Source organism: Shinella granuli (assembly GCF_004341885.1).
Taxonomy (GTDB): Bacteria; Pseudomonadota; Alphaproteobacteria; order Rhizobiales; family Rhizobiaceae; genus Shinella; species Shinella granuli.
In genome coordinates this window covers 1-19,499 of the sequence record NZ_SLVX01000036.1, presented here as the reverse complement: position 1 = coordinate 19,499, position 19,499 = coordinate 1, and the positions used below count along the sequence as shown (strand labels likewise).

Sequence of the window (19,499 nt, the reverse complement as noted above, 5' to 3'; positions counted from 1 at the left end):
TCGGCCCATACAAATCAAGGCCTCCAGGCATCAAAATTCGTAAGGGTTCAATTGGGACAGCGCGCCGCAATCTATTGTCGTGTTTCGACCGCCGATCAGTCGTGCGAGCGGCAGGAAGATGATCTGACGGCATTTGCTTTGCGGGCCGGTTACGAAGTGGCGGCAATTTTCAAGGAAACTGGCTCCGGCGCTAAGCTCGATCGTGCCGAACGGCGCAAGGTAATGGCAATGGCCCAAGCTCGTAAAATCGATGTGGTGCTCGTTACTGAGCTGTCTCGCTGGGGTCGTTCAACGGTCGATCTTCTCCATACCCTTCGTGAGCTCGAAAGCTGGAAGGTCTCGGTCATCGCTATGAACGGGATGGCGTTCGACTTGTCTTCGCCACATGGCCGCATGCTCGCGACCTTTCTCTCGGGCATTGCTGAGTTCGAGCGAGATCTCATCAGTGAGCGGGTCAAGTCCGGTCTGGCCGCCGCGAAGGCGCGGGGCAAGAGGCTCGGCCGCCAGACCGGAGAGCGCCCCAAATCTGATAGACTAGCGCCGAAGGTCATGGCGCTGACTGCTCAAGGCCGGAGCTATCGCTGGATTGCACGCGATCTAGGCATCAGCAAAAACACGGTCGCTGACATCATTCATCGGCACAAATCAAATGATAGGATTCGCATATCGACGCCATCCGGAACCGAGCCTTGACGCAACCCCAGACATCATACAGCCCGCACCCCTCACGATACACCGAGCTTTCGGGTGGAGCCGATCCTGGTCGTGGGATCGAAGCGGTCTGGGTGTCCGTAGCTGACAAGGCCAGCGCCCATCGGGTTCTGCCGGACGGGCGTTGTGATATCATTTTACGGTTCTGCGCCAAGGTGAGTCCGATCAATAGCATCACCGTTGTGGTGACAGGCCCGACGACCCGGCACTATGATGTTGTGGTGAAACCGGGCATGGGCTTTGCTGGTATCCGCCTGCGTCCGGGCTTCTTTCATGCCATCCTGGGGCTGAGCCCTGTGGTTTTGCGGGACGGGAACCTTGTCGGTGAAGCCGCGATCGGGGCCTGCCCACCGCTTACCGATCTATGTACAGAAGCAACTTCACCGGACGAACTGCCGGGCCGGCTGGTTGCTTTCGTGCAACACCGCATTGCGCTTGGGAACGTCCTTCCGCCCAAACAGACCCTGCGCATTCTAAGCGCGCTCCATGCTTCCGGTGGCCGACTTCCGGTTCAGGATATCGCGCGCATGCAGGACATCAGCACCCGCACGGTTCAGCGGATCGTGCGAGATGCCACGGGGCTGTCGCCCAAATCCTATGCCCGGATATTGCAGTTTCACCGCGCGCTGCGCCTTCTTCGCGACCATCACATGCGCCCATCCGAAGCGGCGTCTGAGGCGGGATATGCTGATCAGGCCCATATGACCCACGCCTTACGCGATTTCGGCGGGCTTTCGCCTGCCCGGCTGGCGGATGTGACACTGGTCACGCTTGGAGACTGATGTCCGATTCTTACAAGACCGGCAGCGCCGCCACTGTCATGGTCGGGTTAGATGAACAAGGACATCCCTATGACAGTCAGATTCGGCTACACCATTCTCTATGTCCCGGATGTTCGGGCAACTATCGCCTTTTACGAGGCGGCCTTCGGCCTGACGCCTCGGTTTCTGCATGAAAGTAATCTCTATGCCGAGATGGAAACCGGCGACACCACCCTGGCTTTCGCGGGCGAAGAGATGGCCGAGATGAACGGACTGGCCATTCGGCCCCTGCGTGCCGGTGATCTGGCCCAGGCGGTGGAAATCGCATTGATCTGCGACGATCCGCAATCATCATGGGACAGAGCGGTCGCGGCCGGGGCAAGCCCGCTGTCGCCGCCAACGGCCAAACCGTGGGGCCAGATCGTCGGCTATGTCCGCGACCTGAACGGCGGCATGGTCGAGCTGTGCTCCGACATGACAGCAATCGCATGAGGGGGCCACAATGCAACCAACAACAGCCTCTCCCGCCATTACCACACCGCATGTCGCCGCCTCACGCGCGTTCTACATCAAACATTTCGGCGCCCGCCTCGTGTTCGATTGCGGCTGGTTCATCAGCCTCGAATTCGCCCCTGGACTGTCGCTGCAATTCATGGAACCACAGCCCGAGCAGCCAGCCTGTAACCCCACGGGCCTGACCTATAATTTCCGCGTCGCCGATGTGGATGAAACCTATAACGAACTTCTGGCAACCGGCCTCACCCCCGACACTCCGCCCGAGGATCACCCCTGGGGCGACCGCGGCTTTGCGTTGCGCGATCCGAACGGAGTCATGCTTTACATCTATTCCGACCGGGAACCCGCGCCGGAGTTTCGCACCGCCTTTCTCGGCGGGGCTGATGCATGAACAGGGTCGAGAACCTGCTTGAAGACCTGCGCCTGCATCGCGGCACGCTCTTTCCCATTGTCACGCGCCTGCGCGCAATGGCGCTGGCTTCTGGCCCGGCGATTACCGAAGAGGTCAAATATGGCGGCATCCTCTTCGCATCGAGGACGGGTTTTTGTGGCGTCTTTGTCTACACCAATCACGTGACGCTGGAATTCGGCGACGGCAGCACACTGCCCGACCCGCATGGCGTTCTGGCGGGCAAGGGGAAACTCCGTCGACATATCCGAATCGACAGTGAACACGACCTTGAGGCCAAAAAGGTAGGCGACTACATCAACGCGGCGCGCGCGAGAAGCGATGCTGTCTAGGCGACTGGTCCCAGAACGGTTTTTGTATAAAGGCTTGCAAACGGAGCGGCTTGTCCCCGCAAAACAAACGATCTCTTGCTCAGACCCACCGACGATGGTTAGCGGAAACGCTTAGAGTGTCATTTCGCCCCCAGCCGGAACCGACCCCATAAAGGCGCTCAATGGCCTAGTGCAGCATGAATGCGGCGTCCCGGCTCACATCGTCCTCAATGCTGTCCTGGGCGAGCTTGACGGCATGACGGGAGAGGGGGAACCAGTGCTCGAAATGTCGGCGCGCTTCAGCTTTCGCAACCTCTGGCTCTAGCGTTTTGGGTGAGGCAAGGGGATAGCCCGGAGCCTCGTAGATCACGATTCCGTCGCGGGCTATGTCCACAAAGAAGGGCCGGCCGTGGGAGAGCTGGTTATTCACGTCCATGAGTGAATGAACGATGAAGTTGACCGGCGTAGCCAGGTGCTTGGTGACGGTCAGCTCGCGCACGAAGTGTTCCGCCGCCTGGTCCCAATATTCGCCGGGGTCGGTAAAGGCGCGCGGCGGCGCGCAGCATGTTTTTGAAGGCGTGCCAGGCAAGACGCGGCTGGATCACGATGCGGCCTCCCCGGTGCTCCCTGCCGGTTCCCCGGTTGCCGGCGCTGCGGCGAGCAGATCGTCAAACAGGTCTTTGTCACCCGGCCGCGTCAGGAAGCCGGGCAGCTCGCGCTTGAGCCATTCGCGCAGGCGACGGGCAAATTCCTCATCCGTGCCGTTTTCCAGGCGGTGCAGGACGAGCGCGCCGAGCAGCACCTTGCGGCGGGTATCGTTGGCGCGTTCCTGTTTCCCGAGCCTTGCCTTGAGGCTGGCGCGCTGCGCGTCCAATTCGGCCAGCCGCTGTTCGATCGTCTTGCGTGCCATATGTCGTTTCCCTCCTATTTCGCGGGGCGGGCGCTCGCTTCACCCTTGAGTCGAACCATGATGATTTTGGGGTTGTCGCCAATGCGCTCGATCTCGACTATGCCGGACGCCTCGACCAGTTCGGAGAGGCGCGGAAAGCCATAGTTGCGGGCATCGAAATCCGGCGACTGTTTTGCCAGGTGCGCGCCGACGCGGGCGAGATTGGCGCGGCCGTCTTCATCGGCCGAGGCGGTGACAGCCTTCGCCAGCATGTCGAGGGCAGCGCGATCGAGAGCCGCTTTCGCCGGCGCAGGTTTGGCGGCGGCCGCCTTGGGCGCGGCGACGGCTTCCGCTTCCTTCTGTTCTCCGGTCGCATTGAGCACGTCGAAATAAACGAACTTGTCGCAAGCGGTGATGAAGGGGCGTGGCGTCTTGCGCTCCCCGAAGCCATAGACGGTGACGCCCTGTTCACGGATGCGCGCGGCGAGGCGAGCGAAATCACTATCGCTTGAGACGATGCAGAAGCCGGAGAACCGGCCGGTATAGAGCAGGTCCATTGCGTCGATAATCATAGCGCCATCAGTGGCGTTCTTGCCTGTCGTATAGGCGAATTGCTGGACCGGCTGAATCGAGTGTTCCAGCAGGCACTCTTTCCAGCCGTTGAGGTTGGGCTTGGTCCAGTCGCCATAGATGCGTTTGACGCTGGCGGTTCCATAGTTGGCGATTTCAGCGAGAAGGCCGGCGACGATCTTGGACGAAGCATTATCGCCGTCGATCAGCAGCGCCAACGTCTGGTTATTGTCGATTGCCATAATCTTCGCCCTCCGCAGGCCGTTAGACTATACGAACACACGCGCGGCTCAAGCGTTTATGGTCCTGTTGCCTTGCTCAACCTTGAAAATTCACTGCACTTGCTGCAGAATCCGGCTTCATCTTTATTGCATCGAGCTTGCCGCAAGAGCGAGGCGATTGAGTTGAGAAGGGCGCACTTACGAGTTACTGTGTAACTCAGCGCGCCGATGGCTGGTAGGCCATCGGAAAAGGTGAAACAGGATCGGGGCAACGGGTTGGCGATCTACCATTTCAGCATGAAGCCAGTTTCGCGGGCGAAGGGCCGTAGCGCCGTCGCCTCTATGGCTTATCGCGCTGGAGAGAAGCTGACCAACGAGCGCGACGGGATCACGCACGACTACACGGCAAAGCAAGGTGTCGAATATGCCGAGATCGTCTTGCCGGAAGGCGTCAACGCCGATTGGGCGCGGGATCGGTCGGATTTATGGAACGCCGCCGAGTTTGCCGAGAAGCGGAAGGACGCGCGCGTAGCCCGCGAATTTGAGGTTGCCTTGCCGCACGAGCTGTCGGCCGAGGAACGGCTAGAGGCAACGCGGGAGCTGGCGCAGGAATTGGCGAACCGCTACGGCGCGGCCGTGGACTTTGCCATTCATGTGCCGCACGGGGCGAGCGACGTTCGCAATCACCATGCGCATATTCTTATGACCACACGGCAGGTGACGGAGAGCGGGCTAGGCGACAAGACCTATCTTGAGCGCGAAAACAAATGGCTGCTTTCCAACGATCTGCCGACGACGCAAATGCAGCTCTGCGACATTCGCCAGTCGTGGGAGAGCCGCGCGAACGAGCATCTGGCGCGGGCCGGGCTGGATATTCGTATCGACCATCGTTCGCACCTTGAGCGCGGGCTTGAGCTTCAACCGACCGAGCATATGGGCGTCCATGCCACGCAGATGGAGCGGCGCGGCCTCGACGTGTCGCGCGGGCGGCTGGACGAGGACGCGGCCCGGCGCAATGCCGAGCTGATCCGCGAGAAGCCCGAGCAGGTTCTAACCCTCATCACCGGCGAAAAGAGCGTGTTCGACCGGCACGACGTTGCGCGGGCGTTGCATCGCTACATCAACGACGACCCGCAGGAGTTCCAGAGCGCCTTTGCGAAGGTGATGGCCTCGCCGGCGCTGGTTGAGTTGCAGGCCGAGCGCGCCCACGTAGTGGGGGACCCGGCAGCAACGGGCGAGATCGAGCTTGCCCGTTATTCGACGCGGGAAATGGTCGGGATCGAATCCGGCATGATCGAGAGCGCGCAGCGGATGCACCAGGCGCGCAATCATGGTGTCGATCGCCGACATATCGATCGCGCCATAGCCGCCCAGGACGCCGCCATTCAGCGCAGCGCCGGCGATGCTTCCGCCCGGCTTTCCGACGAGCAGCGGGCGGCGATCGAGCATATCACCGGCCGGGAGCGCATCGCGGCCGTTGTCGGTTTCGCCGGCGCTGGCAAGTCCACCATGCTTGCGGCCGCGCGCGAGGCATGGGAGGCCGAGGGCTATCAGGTTCACGGCGCGGCCTTGTCGAGCAAGGCGGCCGAGGGCCTGGAGGAATCTTCCGGCATCCAGAGCCGCACCCTCGCGTCATGGTCCCGCGGTTGGGACAACGACCGCGGCACGATCGGCCGCAGCGACGTGTTCGTGATCGACGAGGCGGGCATGGTTGGAAGCCGCCAGCTCGCCCGCTTCGTTGGCGAGGCCGAGGCGCGCGGGGCGAAGATCGTCCTTGTAGGCGACCATGAGCAGCTACAGGCGATCGGGGCCGGCGCACCCTTCCGGGCGATTACCGAGGAAATCGGCCATGCCGAGCTTTCCGAGATACGCCGGCAGCGCGTGGACTGGCAGCGGGAGGCTTCCGTTGACTTCGCCACGCACCGGACGGCCGAGGGGCTGGCGGCCTATCGGGATCGCGGCAATATCAGCTTTGCCGAAACCGGCGAGGACGCGCGGGGCCAGATCGTGCGCGATTACCTTGCCGACCGCGACGAGCGCCCGGACGGCACCCGCGTAGCGATGGCGCATCGCCGGGCCGATGTGCGCGCCATCAATGACGCGATCCGCACCGAGCTACAGGACCGGGGCGAGCTGGCGCAGGGCGAGGACGCCGGCGCGCTGACCTTCCAGACCAATGACGGCAAGCGCGAGTTCGCGCCGGGCGACCGCATCGTGTTCTTGGAGAACAACCGCGACCTTGGCGTGAAAAACGGGATGCTAGGCACGGTCGAGCATGTCGAGGCCGGCCGCATCGTCGCGCAGCTCGACGGCCGGGGCGGCGAGAGGCTCAGCGTGCCGATGGGCGATTATCAGGCGATCGACCACGGCTATGCGACGACGATTCACAAGAACCAGGGCGCGACGGTCGATCGCTCCTATGTGCTGGCGTCAGGGACGATGGACCGGCATCTGACCTATGTCGCCATGACCCGGCATCGCGACGGGGTGCAGCTCTACGCCGCCCAGGACGAGTTCACCAATGCCGGCCAAACGTTGGCTGCGGGCCGCCTGGTCGAGCATGGGACCGCGCCGTTCGAGCATGACCCGCAGAAGCACGACATCTATTTCGTGACGCTGGAAAACGACAAGGGCGAGCAGCGCACCCTATGGGGCGTCGATCTTGAGCGCGCCATGAAGGAGGCCGCGCCCGAGATCGGGGAGAAGATCGGCCTACAGCATGAGGGTTCTACCCCCGTCACCTTGCCGGATGGGACGCAGACGCACCGGAACGCATGGAAGGTTCAGGACGCCGGCGAGCTGGCATATAGCCAGCTAGAGCGCCGCCTGTCCCGGTCGGGTGTGAAGGAAACGACACTCGACTATACAAGCGACTTTGCCGAGCGGCGCGGGATTGCGGAGACGTTGGGCGTCCGCAGCGAGATCGAGATTCCGGCCGAGCGTCCCCCTGTCGAGCGGGAGCGCATCGAGGACCGCGCGCCCAGATCCTCGCAAAAAGTGGGTGTGGATCTCGCCGCCGATCGCCAGCAGCAGCGGCGGAGCGCGGCCGAGCGGCCCGAGCTGGACCGTGCCGGCAACAACGGCCCGCAGATCGACCAGAAACGGCCGCAGCAGGCCGAGAAGCAGCGGCGTGGCATGTTCGACGGGCTGAAGCTGAAGGCGTCCCGCACGCCTTCCTCGCCCGAACAGCGGCCGGAAAGGGAAGGGAGCTTGCGGCCGGCGCCGGCGCAAGACCGGCTGGCCGAGCGGGCGCGGCCGTTGTCGGCGCTGGAAACCGCCGTTGACCGCTATGCGCGGGCCTATAAATCGGCGCACCAGCATATGCGCGAGGGCCTGCCCATCCTCGACATGCAGCGCCAGGACATGCGCGAGGCCGGCCAGCAACTCGACCAGGCGCGGCCGGGCACACATGATTTGATGCGGTCGGCGCTGCAATATGACCCGCAGATAGAGCGCAGCATGACCGAGCTTTCCGGCCGGGAGCGTGTCGCCCAGGTCATGGATGGGCTGAAGCGGGAGCAGTCCGCACAGCAAGACCCCAATATTCGGGCCGAGCGGTTCGTTGAACGCTGGCAGGATTTGAAGGCGCAGCGCCACGAGTTGCACGGCTGGCAGCACGACCAGGCGCGCGGCAAAGTCGAAGGCCAGATGCAGGGCCTTGCCAAAAGCCTCGAACGCGATCCGCAGGTTGAATCCATCCTGCGCAATCGCCGGCATGAACTCGGGATCGGCCAGCAAATCCGCCAGAATGAGGGCATATCCCGCGAGCTGGAACAGAGCATCACGCGGGGCCGAACGCTTGGCCTTGGCCGATAACATGGAGAAGACATGACCGAGGACGACGAAAACCGCGACGACATGGAAAGGTTCGAGCAGGAGGCAGCGGCCGACGAGGACGGCGACCCGGTGCAGGCGTTCGAGGCGCTACGGCAGACCGTCGAAAGCCTAGCTGGCAATCTCACGCGGGAAATGATCAATATCCGCAAGGGCGTTGAACTGGCCTTGGATCGGTTCGAGGAAATCGGGCCAGCGGCCGACTATCGGCCGGAATTTGGCAAGGTGACGCAGCAGCTCGCCGCTGTCGCGGAGCACCTGCAGGGCGTCGAGCAATCGCCGGTCCTGCGCAATGGGCCGGAGCATTATGCCCGCGCGCTCGAGCGCAGCGGCGAGGGTCTGGTTAAGACGGCTGTGCAGCAGCTCGAGCGCCAAGCATCCGACCTCGAGCGCGCCGGCCGGAACCTCGCCAGCTATACGCAAAGCGCCTATGACCGAAAAAGCCAGGATTTCCGCATGTGGACGGCCGGCCTGGTCGGGCTGGTCTTTGGCATATTCCTGATTTTGTTATTGCCCCGCTTCCTGCCGTTTTCGGCCGATAGCCATGTTGCCAGCCTGGTCATGGGCTTTGATCGCGTCAGCGCCGGCTATGCGATGATCGGGGCGGATGATCCTCTTGAAGTCGAGAAAATGAAATGGGGCGGCCGGTTCTACAATGTGAGCGGCGGGGAGTTTTCCGCGTGCATGGAGACGGCCAAGCAGACCGGAAAAGATCAGAAATGCACCATCACCGTGCCAGCGCCTGCACAAGAATAGAGTATAGCCACGCGACGGTTTTCTTTGGGGCGCTGTTCATCATCGAACGCCCCTTCTGCCGCCTCAAGGATTGGAGGTGCGTCGGACCCGATACGGAAACCTGCCACATAGCCGCAATCCTCACATGGCGGCGCGATTGAGTCTCTACCCAAGCGCGATTTTCAACGGCGCTAGCCAAGGGTAAGCTGAGGGGACGGGAGGTCAGGCTGACGACGCGCGCTGCCGCCACGGGCCTTCTAGATAGATGAGGCTGAGTAGCGCCAAGACACCCCCCACGATTTGGAGCGTCGAGAGGTATTCGCTAAGCAGCACCCAGGCGATAGCAGCCGAAAACACCGGCTCGACCATGCTCACCACACTGGCCCGGGCTGGCCCGAGCAGCTTGATCCCTTGCAGGACCATTAGGCCCGAAATGACCGTGCAGGGGCCTGCAATGATGAGGATCAGCCAGAATGCAGCAACAGAGGGAATGCCGATCGTGTTTGCAATCCCCACCGGCTGCAGCAGCAGGTGCAGCGGGAACTGCCACGCCTGCGCGAGGAAGATCCAGACCAGCGTGCCCGCCACATAGCCGAGCAGCGACACGATAATGGCCGGCCGCTGCTTGAGGGCCCGCTCCGACAGCAGGTAGCCGCCGGCCAGCGCCATGGCGGCACCAAAGCCAAACAGCATGCCAATTCCATCGAGCATGACTCCGTCCGAGGGCATTGCCACGAGGGCGAGGCCGGCGATGCATGCCAGCATGCCACCCAGCACCGCCGGCTGGATTTTCACGCCACGTATTATGCGCAGCCAGATGATTATGAGTATCGGCGCTGTATATTCGATGATGAGCACGATGCCCACCGACACGCGCTCGATGGCGCTGTAGAACATCAGCGGCGATATTACCATTGCGGCAAGTCCGTAACCGAGCAGCGCCGGCAATTCCCGCCATGTGAGGTTGAGACTTCGCCGGAAATAGATAAGCGCAACGATCAGCAAGGTCAGGAGTGTGAGCGACGCACGCATCAGCGCCAGCTGCGGCACCGAAAAGGTGAGCAGCACCATCTTCGAAAAGACGCTGCCCAGCGAATGTAGCAGCGCGGCAATGACCATGAAGGACACACCAAACGCGGAAGCCCTGCTGTAGAGAGAATCCACGGCGCTGGGTAGGATCTGCTGCAAAGGGGTGGCTGATTCGGGTGTGGGCATTTGGTCTTCCAACGGCTCAGTGCGGTCTTTGTCGTGTCGGTAATAGCGTCGCTGGACTCGCATTCGGTGCTGGCTGAATGCGAGACCTATCCGGCTGCTCTGGCTTGTGATCATCTGTAACCGCGAGCCAGGTCGGAGCTATGCACCACCTTCGAGACCGCCCACACAGACATATTTCAACTCTGTGTATTCGAGGATGCCGTGCTGCGAGCCCTCACGCGAATTACCGCTTTCTTTGACACCGCCGAATGGCGCGAGCTCAGTGGAGATGGCGCCGGTATTGACCCCGACCATGCCGAATTCGAGCCGTTCCATTACTGAGAATATCCGCTTCACGTCGCGCGAATAGAAATAGGCGGCGAGCCCCGTCTCTGTATTGTTGGCAGCCGCAACGACTTCATCGTCCGTGTCGAAGCGGAAGACAGATGCCACCGGACCGAAGGTTTCCTCCTTAGCCACAGCCATGTCGGGAGTGACGCCGGTCATGACCGTGGGCTCAAAGAACGTTCCGCCCCTGGTATGGCGCTGGCCACCGGTCACAACTTTGGCACCGAGTGCCACTGCGTCGGCGATGTGCGACTGGACTTTGGTGACGGCCGCCTCATTGATGAGTGGCCCCTGCTCTACATCGGACGAGAAGCCGTCGTCCACCCGGAGGGTGCTAACCCGCTTGGCGAACTTCTCGACGAAGCTGTCATGCACGCTAGAATGGACATAGATGCGGTTGGTGCAGACGCACGTCTGGCCCATATTGCGGTATTTGGACATGATCGCGCCATCCACGGCGGCGTCGAGATCAGCATCGGCAAAGACGATGAATGGGGCGTTGCCGCCCAGCTCTAGAGCTACCTTCTTGACCGTGGTGGAGGCCTGCTGCATCAGGATTTTGCCGACTTCGGTGGAGCCCGTGAAGCTGATGAGGCGAACGGCGGGGTGGCTGGTCAGCACGCCGCCGATGGCGCGCGCCTTGCCGGTGAGGATGTTGATCGTTCCATCCGGCAGACCGGCGCGCCGCGCCAGCTCGATCAGGGCCAGAGCCGTGAGCGGCGTTTCGAGCGCCGGCTTGAGAACAACAGTACAACCGGCCGCCAGAGCGGGGGCAAGCTTGCGCGTGACCATCGCGGCCGGGAAGTTCCACGGCGTAATGGCGGCCACCACGCCCACCGGCTGGCGGAGCACCATGATGCGCGAATCGGCCCGGTGCGACGGCAGCAACTCACCTGCGATGCGCTTTGCTTCCTCGGCATAGAAGGCAATGTAGGAGGCGGCGTATTCGATTTCGCCCAGCGCCTCAGCGTAGGGCTTACCCTGCTCGCTTGTGAGGATGGTGGCGAGATCGGCCTTTGCCTCGAGCACCAGATCATACCAGCGGCGGAGAATGTCGGAACGCTGGCGGGCCGTTTGGGCCCGCCAGCCTTGCAATGCCGCAGAGGCTGCCTCGACGGCACTCGTCGCCGACTCGGCACCCAGATTTGCAACGCGTCCCACCACCGAACCCGTCGATGGATTCAGCACATCGATTTCGGGCTTGCCGGTGGGGAGCCCGGCGATGAGGGAGGGGGCCCCTAACAGAGTAGTATCGCGCAACTGCAGCATTGGTTAGCTCACTGATGACAGGAGAGAGGAGACCGAAAAGGGCTCAGTCGTACTGGACGACCCACATCTTGCGGACGTGCTTGATGACGTTCCATTGGCCGGTCCAGCCACGCGGCAGGACCAGGGCATCGCCCGGTCCGAGACGACACGCTTCGCCATCATTGCGCAGTAGTTCGACCTCGCCTTCGATGATGTGGCAGATCTCGGAATTATCCTTGTGCTGGGTATCGAAGCGGCCCGGCGTGCATTCCCACACACCCATCTGCACCTTGCTGTCGTGCGACTCCCAGAGCACGACGGCGGATTCCGATTGCCCATCCAGCGAAGTCGCCTTCGGCGCAAGCGGGGGAAGCTCAACGTTCCCCAAATTCTCATATGTCAGGAGGTCTGCAAGCGACATTCTTCATACTCATTGTGGTTAGGGGGAGGTGGGTCCGGCTACTGCCGGACCAGTTGGATCAGGCGCGGGCCATGTCGCTGACGATGCGCGCGGCACGCAGACCGGTAGTCACTGCGCCGTTGAGCGTCGAGTAGCCGGTATGCTCGCCCGCGAAGGTGAGACGGCCCACCGGGGCGTCCCAGATGCTATCGAACTCGGGACGCCACTGCAGCCCTGGAGCCGAATAGGCGCCCTCGGTGAACTTCTGCTCGGCCCAGTTAGTGACGATAAAATCGTCGGTGAGGTCGAGGTCGGTGCGATAGGCCTTGACCTTGTTCTTCCACGCCACGCCACCATCCTGAAGCTCCAGTTTCTCGACGGTGTCTCGACCACCGGCAAAGCCGGTCAGGGCCTGGCGCCCCTGGTCGGCGTCGGGAGCCGTGGAGTTCCACGTCCACCAATGCGCGTTGGGGTACTGCTGGCCGCGCGACGGTGCCTCGGAGCGGGCGACCACCGAGATCTTGGCGGCAACACCCATCTCTCGCGTTTCGATGGAGCCGCGCAGCAGTTCGGGCAGCTCCATGTCCTTGGCCAGCTTCCGCAGCTTGGGCAGCGGGACCGCCACGACGCCGGCGTCGCCGACAAACTCACGACCATCGGTTGAGGTCATGACCACGCCATGCGCCGTTTGTTCGATGGAAGCGACAGCTGTGTCGAAGCGGACGACATCGCCGAGCTGCTTGTGCATGGCTAGTGTAATGGCATTATTGCCGTTCATCACGCGCGCCCCATGCTCGAGGTAGCCAGCGGTCGGGCCGGCCCATTCGTGATGCCGCACAGCGCGGGCGCTGACCCGGGCGGGATCATTGGCCAGCGAGGTCACGACACGCAGATACATGCGGTTTTCGTAGTAGGCATTGCCGAAGGCCTGCGCTGCGGCGGTCTGCAGCGATGCCTCGATATCGCCATCGGCGACGATCTGGTCGATGGTCGAGTAGAGCTTGGCGATGTACCCCTTCATTTCCTCGATGCTCATGCGTGTGCCATCAGGCATCCAGCGGCGATCGAAGACGATACCGTGCGGGATCAGCGGAATCTCCAGCTCGGCCGCGACGCGGCGGAAATTGTGCTCGTTGGGGCGGATGAACTCACCGCCACGCTCCACCCATTCGCCGTTCGGAAGTTGCTCCGACCAGCTCCGGCCACCGACGCGGTTCGAGGCTTCGAGCACGGTGACCTCATGGCCGTGCTGTGCCAGGCGCCACGCCGCAGTCATACCGCCCAGGCCTGCGCCTGCAATAACGACCTTCATTACTTCCTCCTAGGTTATGAGAGCTTTGGAAAGGACTGGCTTGCGCCACGGACCTTCGAGATAGACGAGACCGATCAGCGCAATGGCGCCGCCCGTGATCTGTATGGGCGACAGTGCTTCGTGGAGGAGCATCCAGGCGATAGCCGCCGAGAACACCGGCTCAATCATGCTGAGCGAGCTAGCTCGCGCCGGGCCCAGATACTTGACACCACTTAGCCACAGGATGCCCGGCGTGACCGTGCACACGATAGCAATGGCGGGGATGAGGTAGAGGGAAGGAAACTCCGGCAAATGCAGCGGCACAGGCAGTGCCATCGGCTGCAGCAGCAGCTCAAACGGGAAGTTCCACACTGGCACCAGCAGCAGCCAGCACAGCGTGCCCACCAGATAGCCGAGGCCGGACACCACGATAGGCGGGCGCAGCTGTAACTGTCGCTCGGCGATGAGGAAAAAGGCGGCCATGGCCACCGCTCCGCCGCAGGCATAGGCGAGGCCTAGCCCGTCGATAGCAATGCCGCCGCTCGGGAACGCCACTAACCCCAACCCGACAAGGCTGACGGCCATGCCGGTCAGAACCGTGGGAACGATGCGCACCTTGCGCACGATGCGCATCCACAACACGATGAGGATAGGTGCCGAGTAGCTGATGATTAGGACGACGCCGACCGACACCATCTCGATGGCACTGAAGAACATGAAGGGCGACAGCACCATCGCCACGATGCCATAGGCAATGATAAGCGGCAGATCGCACGCCGTCAGCTTCAGATATCGCGCATAAAATATCGCCGTGAGCAGCATCAGAAATACGCAGGTTACAGCCGTTCGCGCCAGCGCCATTTCCGCGACCGAAAAATGCTGTAGCAGCGTCTTGGTGAGGACACTGCCCAGCGAGTAGAGCAGCGCCGCGCCTATGATGCAGGCGACGCCGAATACAGAGTTTCGATCGAGGGAGAGGATCGACCCGAAAAGGGCCGACGGTTCTGGCGGTGAGTTCGTCATTTATGCTGCACTGGCGCCGCTGCTGTCGTCGGCATCAAGTAGCACGCCATCGGCGGCAGACCACACGAGATCGACCTGGGCGCCCGGCTCAAACATGCGCTCCGCCGGACCCTGACGGACAATACCAGGCTTGCCGTCGCCAAGTGTCACATCGTAGCGCCAAGATGAGCCGAGATAGGTCCGCTGGCTGACAGTAGCGGGAATACGGTTGACCCCGCTCTCGGCAGCGCCAGTGGGAGCAGTAAGGCTGATCTTTTCCGGGCGGAGCAACAATATGTTCTGCGAGGCCCGCCTGGCTTTGGGCGCGGTCACTGATACACCGCCGAAATCGAGGATCGAGCTGTGGCTCGACTCGCCGCTGCGTATCCCGCGCAGGATCGTCGAGTCGCCGAGGAACTGACCGACGAACAGGGTTTCCGGTCGCTCGTAGAGATCCTGCCCGGTGCCGACCTGCTCGATACGTCCCCTGTTGAAGATGGCGATGCGGTCCGAGAGCGAGAGGGCCTCTTCCTGATCGTGGGTAACGAAGATGAACGTGCTGCCCAGGCTACTGTGGATGCGCTTTAGCTCACCCTGCAGCCATTCGCGCAGCTTCTTGTCGAGCGCGCCAAGCGGTTCGTCGAGCAGCAGTACATTCGGATTGAAAACCAACGCACGGGCCAGCGCAACGCGCTGCTGCTGGCCACCGGACAGCTCGCTCGGCATGCGGCTCTCGAAACCGTTGAGTTCCACCAGCTTGAGGACTTGCGAGATCAGCTCGCGTTGCTCGGTCTTGGAATGCTGACGCTGTTCGAGTGGGAATGCAATATTGTTCCACACCGACATGTGGGGGAACAAAGCATAGCTCTGGAACACTACGCCGAGGTTGCGCTTGTGCGCCGGCACGCTTTGCATCGGCTGACCACCGATGAGAATGGCGCCCGAGTTGAGGTCGGCAAAGCCGGCGATGAGATTGAGTGTCGTCGTCTTGCCCGAGCCACTCGGCCCGAGGAAGGTCATGAACTCGCCTGCCTCGATGATTAGGTTTACATCTTTGACAGCGTCGATGCTGGCGTATCGTTTGTTGATCGCCTGAAGTTCAACGCGCATGCCAGCGCCGGATTTGGCGTTATTCGTGGTCATTGCTTGCTCCCACTGCGCGGTTTGATGAGACGGGTAAGGGCTGCCAGTCCGACCGAAACCAGCATCATGAGGACGGCAACGGCCGCCACGGTGGGATCGGTGTCCTGCGTCACGCTCTGGAACATCCGGACCGGCAGCGTCTGCAGCCGCGGGCTCTGGATGAACAGCGAGATGATGATTTCGTCGAACGAAGTGATGAAGGCGAACACCGCGCCAGCCAGTACGCCGGGCATGATGAGTGGCATGGTGATGCGACGGAAGATCTCCCAACGCCCGGCGCCCAAGCTGCTCGCGGCCTGCTCCAGCCGCGAGTCGAAGGTGCTGAGCGCGGTCATCACATTGATTATGACGAGCGGCAGCGCCACCACGGTGTGGGCGATCACGAAGCCCGGGAGCGAGCCCAGCATATTGAGCTGGATAAATACCGAATAAAGGCCGATGGCTACGAGGATGCCGGGCACGATGAGCGGCGCCAGCATCAGGCCCGTCATCGCCGACTTACCGAAGAAACGGCCCTTGTGGAGGCCGATGGCTGCGAGCGTGCCGATGGTCGTGGCGGTGATGGTCACCAGCGCAGCGACCAGCGTCGTGTTGATGAAAGAGGCCCTCCACGCCTGGTTGGCGAAGAAGTTCTCATACCAGCGCAGCGAATAGCCGCTCGGCGGGAAGTTGAAGCTCGGTGTATCAGTGAAGGAAGTTACGATGACGACCAGCATTGGCGCGATCATCCACAGCGCAATGGCCACGACAGTGGCATAGAGAATGGGCTTGGTCATCGCACACCACCAAGACCGACGAGGCGCATGCCACGGGCGAAGCGGGCAAAGATCATCAGCGACAGCAGCGTGGCGAGCAGGAGGATAACGCCGATAGCCGAGCCCCTGCCCCATTGCAGCATGCTACCGACCTGCTGCTGGATCAGCGCTGAGATCATAGTGTTACGAGGCGAACCGAGCAGCGCCGGGATGATGTAGAAGCCGAGGCCAAGCACGAACACCGTCAGCATGCCGGCGAAGACGCCGCTTTTGGTGAGCGGCACATAGATGCGCCAGAAGGCGGTGCTCGGTCGCGCGCCCAGACTAATGGCCGCGGTGGTCAGGCGGGGATCAACCTTGACCATTACCGAATAGATAGGAAGCACCATAAAGGGTACCAGCAGTTGCGTCATACCGATGACCACGCCGACGTCGGTCCGAATGAGTGGGATGCGGCCCACGCCAATGATTTCTAGGAAGTCGTTTATGATGCCGGTGTCCTGCAGCAGGACGATCCAGGCGAGAGTGCGAACCATGAGACTGGTCCACAGCGGGGTGAGCACGACGACGAGCAGGACCAGTCTGATCCGCGGCGACGCCGTGCTCATGACATAGGCGTAGGGATAGGAAACGAGCAGACAGATAACGGTGACCAGTGCCGCAGTCCAGAACGTACGGATCGACACCGAGATGTTGGCACTGCGGGAGAAGAACCACTCGTAGTTGCCCCATCCAAACACCGGGTCGGTGAAACTGAGACGAACGATCTCGATGAGCGGGTAGATGAAGAACCCGACCATCAGCAGAACTGCCGGCAACAGCGCCAGAAGTTCGAGCCTTGCCCTTGAGGCAGGCCGAGCGGCCTGTCTCTTCAATGTCATCGCATCTGCCATATTATTTTTCCTTGGGCTCGCCTGAGGCGCCTAGTTACCGGTAACCCAGTCGTTCCACTTTTCAGTGAATTCGTCCCAGTTGGCGGACCACCAGGCGATGTCCGGGTAGACGGCAGTGTTGAAGCGCTCATTGGTCGGCACCCATTCCTGCACCAGCGAGTCGAGGTTGGGCTTGGCGTTCGCATTGACCGGACCATAGGAGGTCAGCTCAGCTAGACGCGCGGTTTGGGTGGCGCCGAGATAATAGTTGAGGCCAGCTTGGGCCCCGGCGACGTTCGGTGCGCCCTTGGGGATGCCGACAGAGTCCACAGCAACCAGCCAGTCGTGCCAGATTGGCTTGATGTTGTTGCCGGCCTTTGCCGCACCATAGCCGCGGCCGCTCCAGACGATGGCTAGGGCCGTTTCGCCAGATTCGAGCTGCTGCTGCGATTGCGCACCGGTCGACCACGGCACGATGTACTCGTCGAGGTTGCGCAGCTTGTTGAACGCCCGATCGAAATCGATCGGATAAAGATCGGCCGGAGCAACACCGTCTGCCATCAAGGCAGCCAGTACCACGGCGGGGGAGGGGTCGGCTGACATGTTCAGACCGCGCTTGCCGGGGAACTTCTCGACGTCGAAGAAGTCAGCCCAGCTCGTGGGGCCTTCCGGGAAGAGATCGGCATTGTAGACGCCTATGTCTGAATAGACGATGGCGGGAATCATGCACTCGTCGGTCACTAGGCCCGGAGGCACTTCCGACAGGTCGACGATGGATGTGTCGATCTTCTCCCATAGGGTGCCGCAGAACTGGTAGGTCAAGTAATTGCTTGAGACGCTCATGTCCCAGGCAACGGTACCGGTTTCGACGCCGGCACGAAGCTTGGCGAACGAGCTAGCATCTTGGAGGACGGTGACGCCGGATTCAGCTTCAAATGGGTCCCAGATAGCGGCCTTCTGGCCGTCCTGAAAAATACCGCCTGATGATGCGAATACAACCGTCTGTCCTGCAAGACTTCCCGGTGCGACAGTACCAGCCTTAGGTTCATCCTGCGCAAATGTGGCCGATGACGCTGAGAGCGCCAACACAGCCGCAGTTACTCCGAGGATTTTATAATTACTCATTCCAACCTCCCAATTGTGCCCTAATTGTCTAAGATGGATCGTCAGGGCCGACGACGAACATTACCTCTGCTATAGTAGTTCCTATATTTGTCGCAAGATGAGGCATGCTTGATCTGTACTCAACAGAATCTCCAACGCCCATTTTGATGACTTGTGATCGAATTTTAACTTCGACAAGACCCGAGAGAATTACGACGCACTCTTGTGCGTTTCCGTGGGTGTAGGGCGCGTCTGCAGTAGAGCGCCCCGGGGCTATGGAATGCACGAATATTTCAAAAGATCCGTAGCCCTTCTTGGTAATCAATGATTTCCGGTGGTGTTCATCATCATCGATTAATGGTCTATTTTGTGCCGATGTGAAATGTACATCCTCCGCATGTACATCGGACATTAGCTCACTTATTGAGATATGCAGCGACGACGCTATTTTCATAAGCGTTGCCATATGAGCGCCGCTCGTTCCTCTCTCGAGCTGACTCAGAAAGCTTGCACTTGCATCGCACTTGGCGCCTAGAGCTCGTAGAGAGAGCCGCTGACGCGTCCGATGTGTTTTTATGTTCTTTCCAATGATTTCCCATTGATCTTCAACCGGGCGCTGCACGTTTGTAATACCTCACTGTACTAATGTTAAGTGAGAAATCCAACATGTCAAGCCAGATCTCACATCCGCCTTTTAGGTCGGATCGATATCAACTTGAAGGTTGATTCATAGATTCCTTGCTGAGACGCAGATGGGAATATGGGATCATACGATACGAGTTGAGCGCTTCTACGGATTGCGTTTTTACTGCGCTGCAAGGCCATCGATCGTGGCCCGACGGGATCTGATAAGGTAGTATTTAGCTGCGTATCTGAGCTGGACTCCAATCGGGCGAACTAGTCCATCCATCTGCAATCTACCCACTTGCGATCAGACGTTGGCTTGATACCTCGATAGGTGCCTGTGAAATTCTGGGGTGCATAGGCGAACTGGACGAGGGAGGCAGCATTTGGCGAAGTATGAAGCTGCCGGGAAACCGCCTGTTGGGGATGGTGGCGCGGTCGCTAGACTCCTAAAACCTGCGACAGGTCGGCGTCACGACACGAAAGTGTTGAATCTGTCCGACTTTTGAGAACGTATGGTGATCACGCTGCGAGGATGGATGTTTCGCGCCGTAGCGGCCT

Annotated in this window: 20 protein-coding genes; 7 read left to right on the top strand and 13 right to left on the bottom strand. The window is 61.1% G+C overall.

Annotation, left to right across the window (positions count from 1 at the left end; all coding sequences use genetic code 11):
• Window positions 1–51 precede the first annotated feature (51 nt).
• From EV665_RS29300 to EV665_RS29280, 5 genes are read left to right on the top strand one after another with little or no spacing between them, the layout of a single operon-like run.
• A complete protein-coding gene (locus EV665_RS29300) occupies window positions 52–693 on the top strand; it encodes a recombinase family protein (RefSeq protein ID WP_133036848.1) in 642 nt (213 codons plus the stop codon).
• Complete coding sequence (locus tag EV665_RS29295) at window positions 690–1,493, top strand: helix-turn-helix domain-containing protein (RefSeq protein WP_133036847.1); 804 nt, start codon at window positions 690–692, stop codon at window positions 1,491–1,493. Before EV665_RS29300 ends, EV665_RS29295 begins: the two co-directional genes overlap by 4 nt.
• Window positions 1,494–1,544: 51 nt before the next feature.
• Complete coding sequence (locus EV665_RS29290) at window positions 1,545–1,964, top strand: VOC family protein (protein ID WP_245507871.1); 420 nt, start codon at window positions 1,545–1,547, stop codon at window positions 1,962–1,964.
• Window positions 1,965–1,974: 10 nt separating this feature from the next.
• A complete protein-coding gene (locus EV665_RS29285) occupies window positions 1,975–2,379 on the top strand; it encodes a VOC family protein (RefSeq protein WP_133036846.1) in 405 nt (134 codons plus the stop codon).
• Window positions 2,376–2,729 (top strand): DUF1801 domain-containing protein, encoded by a 354-nt coding sequence (locus EV665_RS29280; RefSeq protein WP_133036845.1) that lies wholly within the window; start codon window positions 2,376–2,378, stop codon window positions 2,727–2,729. The genes EV665_RS29285 and EV665_RS29280 overlap by 4 nt, the downstream gene beginning before the upstream one ends.
• A gap of 166 nt (window positions 2,730–2,895) precedes the next feature.
• Here EV665_RS29280 and EV665_RS29275 read toward each other — a convergent pair whose 3' ends face one another.
• The 3 genes from EV665_RS29275 to EV665_RS29265 form a co-directional block, all read right to left on the bottom strand.
• Window positions 2,896–3,207 (bottom strand): hypothetical protein, encoded by a 312-nt coding sequence (locus EV665_RS29275; protein ID WP_210234700.1) that lies wholly within the window; start codon window positions 3,205–3,207, stop codon window positions 2,896–2,898.
• A 102-nt stretch (window positions 3,208–3,309) separates the two neighbouring features.
• Entirely contained in the window at window positions 3,310–3,618 is a 309-nt protein-coding gene (locus EV665_RS29270) for a mobilization protein (protein ID WP_133036844.1), read from the bottom strand.
• A gap of 14 nt (window positions 3,619–3,632) precedes the next feature.
• Window positions 3,633–4,409, bottom strand: coding sequence for an NYN domain-containing protein (locus EV665_RS29265; protein WP_210234699.1), 777 nt, complete (start codon window positions 4,407–4,409; stop codon window positions 3,633–3,635).
• A gap of 255 nt (window positions 4,410–4,664) precedes the next feature.
• On the opposite strand from EV665_RS29265, the gene traA reads away from it, so the two are divergent.
• The gene (gene traA, locus EV665_RS29260; protein ID WP_210234698.1) at window positions 4,665–8,204 is read left to right on the top strand and encodes a Ti-type conjugative transfer relaxase TraA; all 3,540 of its coding nucleotides are present in this window, start codon (window positions 4,665–4,667) and stop codon (window positions 8,202–8,204) included.
• Between the two features lie 12 nt (window positions 8,205–8,216).
• Complete coding sequence (locus EV665_RS29255; RefSeq protein ID WP_133036841.1) at window positions 8,217–8,978, top strand: DUF6118 family protein; 762 nt, start codon at window positions 8,217–8,219, stop codon at window positions 8,976–8,978.
• A gap of 201 nt (window positions 8,979–9,179) precedes the next feature.
• Here EV665_RS29255 and EV665_RS29250 read toward each other — a convergent pair whose 3' ends face one another.
• From EV665_RS29250 to EV665_RS33360, 10 genes are all read right to left on the bottom strand, one after another.
• A complete protein-coding gene (locus EV665_RS29250) occupies window positions 9,180–10,172 on the bottom strand; it encodes a DMT family transporter (RefSeq protein ID WP_162853205.1) in 993 nt (330 codons plus the stop codon).
• 138 nt (window positions 10,173–10,310) lie between these two features.
• Window positions 10,311–11,768, bottom strand: coding sequence for an NAD-dependent succinate-semialdehyde dehydrogenase (locus EV665_RS29245; RefSeq protein WP_133036839.1), 1,458 nt, complete (start codon window positions 11,766–11,768; stop codon window positions 10,311–10,313).
• 43 nt (window positions 11,769–11,811) lie between these two features.
• A complete protein-coding gene (locus EV665_RS29240) occupies window positions 11,812–12,168 on the bottom strand; it encodes a cupin domain-containing protein (protein WP_133036838.1) in 357 nt (118 codons plus the stop codon).
• A 58-nt stretch (window positions 12,169–12,226) separates the two neighbouring features.
• Entirely contained in the window at window positions 12,227–13,459 is a 1,233-nt protein-coding gene (locus EV665_RS29235) for a flavin monoamine oxidase family protein (protein WP_133036837.1), read from the bottom strand.
• Window positions 13,460–13,468: 9 nt separating this feature from the next.
• On the bottom strand, window positions 13,469–14,461 hold the full coding sequence (locus EV665_RS29230; RefSeq protein ID WP_133036836.1) for a DMT family transporter: 993 nt from the start codon (window positions 14,459–14,461) through the stop codon (window positions 13,469–13,471).
• The gene (locus EV665_RS29225) at window positions 14,462–15,583 is read right to left on the bottom strand and encodes an ABC transporter ATP-binding protein (RefSeq protein WP_133036835.1); all 1,122 of its coding nucleotides are present in this window, start codon (window positions 15,581–15,583) and stop codon (window positions 14,462–14,464) included.
• On the bottom strand, window positions 15,580–16,359 hold the full coding sequence (locus tag EV665_RS29220) for an ABC transporter permease (protein WP_133036834.1): 780 nt from the start codon (window positions 16,357–16,359) through the stop codon (window positions 15,580–15,582). The genes EV665_RS29225 and EV665_RS29220 overlap by 4 nt, the downstream gene beginning before the upstream one ends.
• Window positions 16,356–17,231: an ABC transporter permease gene (locus EV665_RS29215; protein ID WP_245507870.1), complete on the bottom strand. Its 876-nt coding sequence runs from the start codon at window positions 17,229–17,231 to the stop codon at window positions 16,356–16,358. Before EV665_RS29215 ends, EV665_RS29220 begins: the two co-directional genes overlap by 4 nt.
• Before the next feature lie 30 nt (window positions 17,232–17,261).
• Window positions 17,262–18,335, bottom strand: coding sequence for an extracellular solute-binding protein (locus tag EV665_RS29210; protein WP_133036833.1), 1,074 nt, complete (start codon window positions 18,333–18,335; stop codon window positions 17,262–17,264).
• Window positions 18,336–18,363: 28 nt separating this feature from the next.
• Window positions 18,364–18,936 carry a helix-turn-helix domain-containing protein gene (locus tag EV665_RS33360; RefSeq protein ID WP_162853204.1) on the bottom strand — a complete coding sequence of 191 codons (573 nt, stop codon included), beginning with the start codon at window positions 18,934–18,936 and terminating at the stop codon, window positions 18,364–18,366.
• Between the last annotated feature and the right edge of the window lie 563 nt (window positions 18,937–19,499).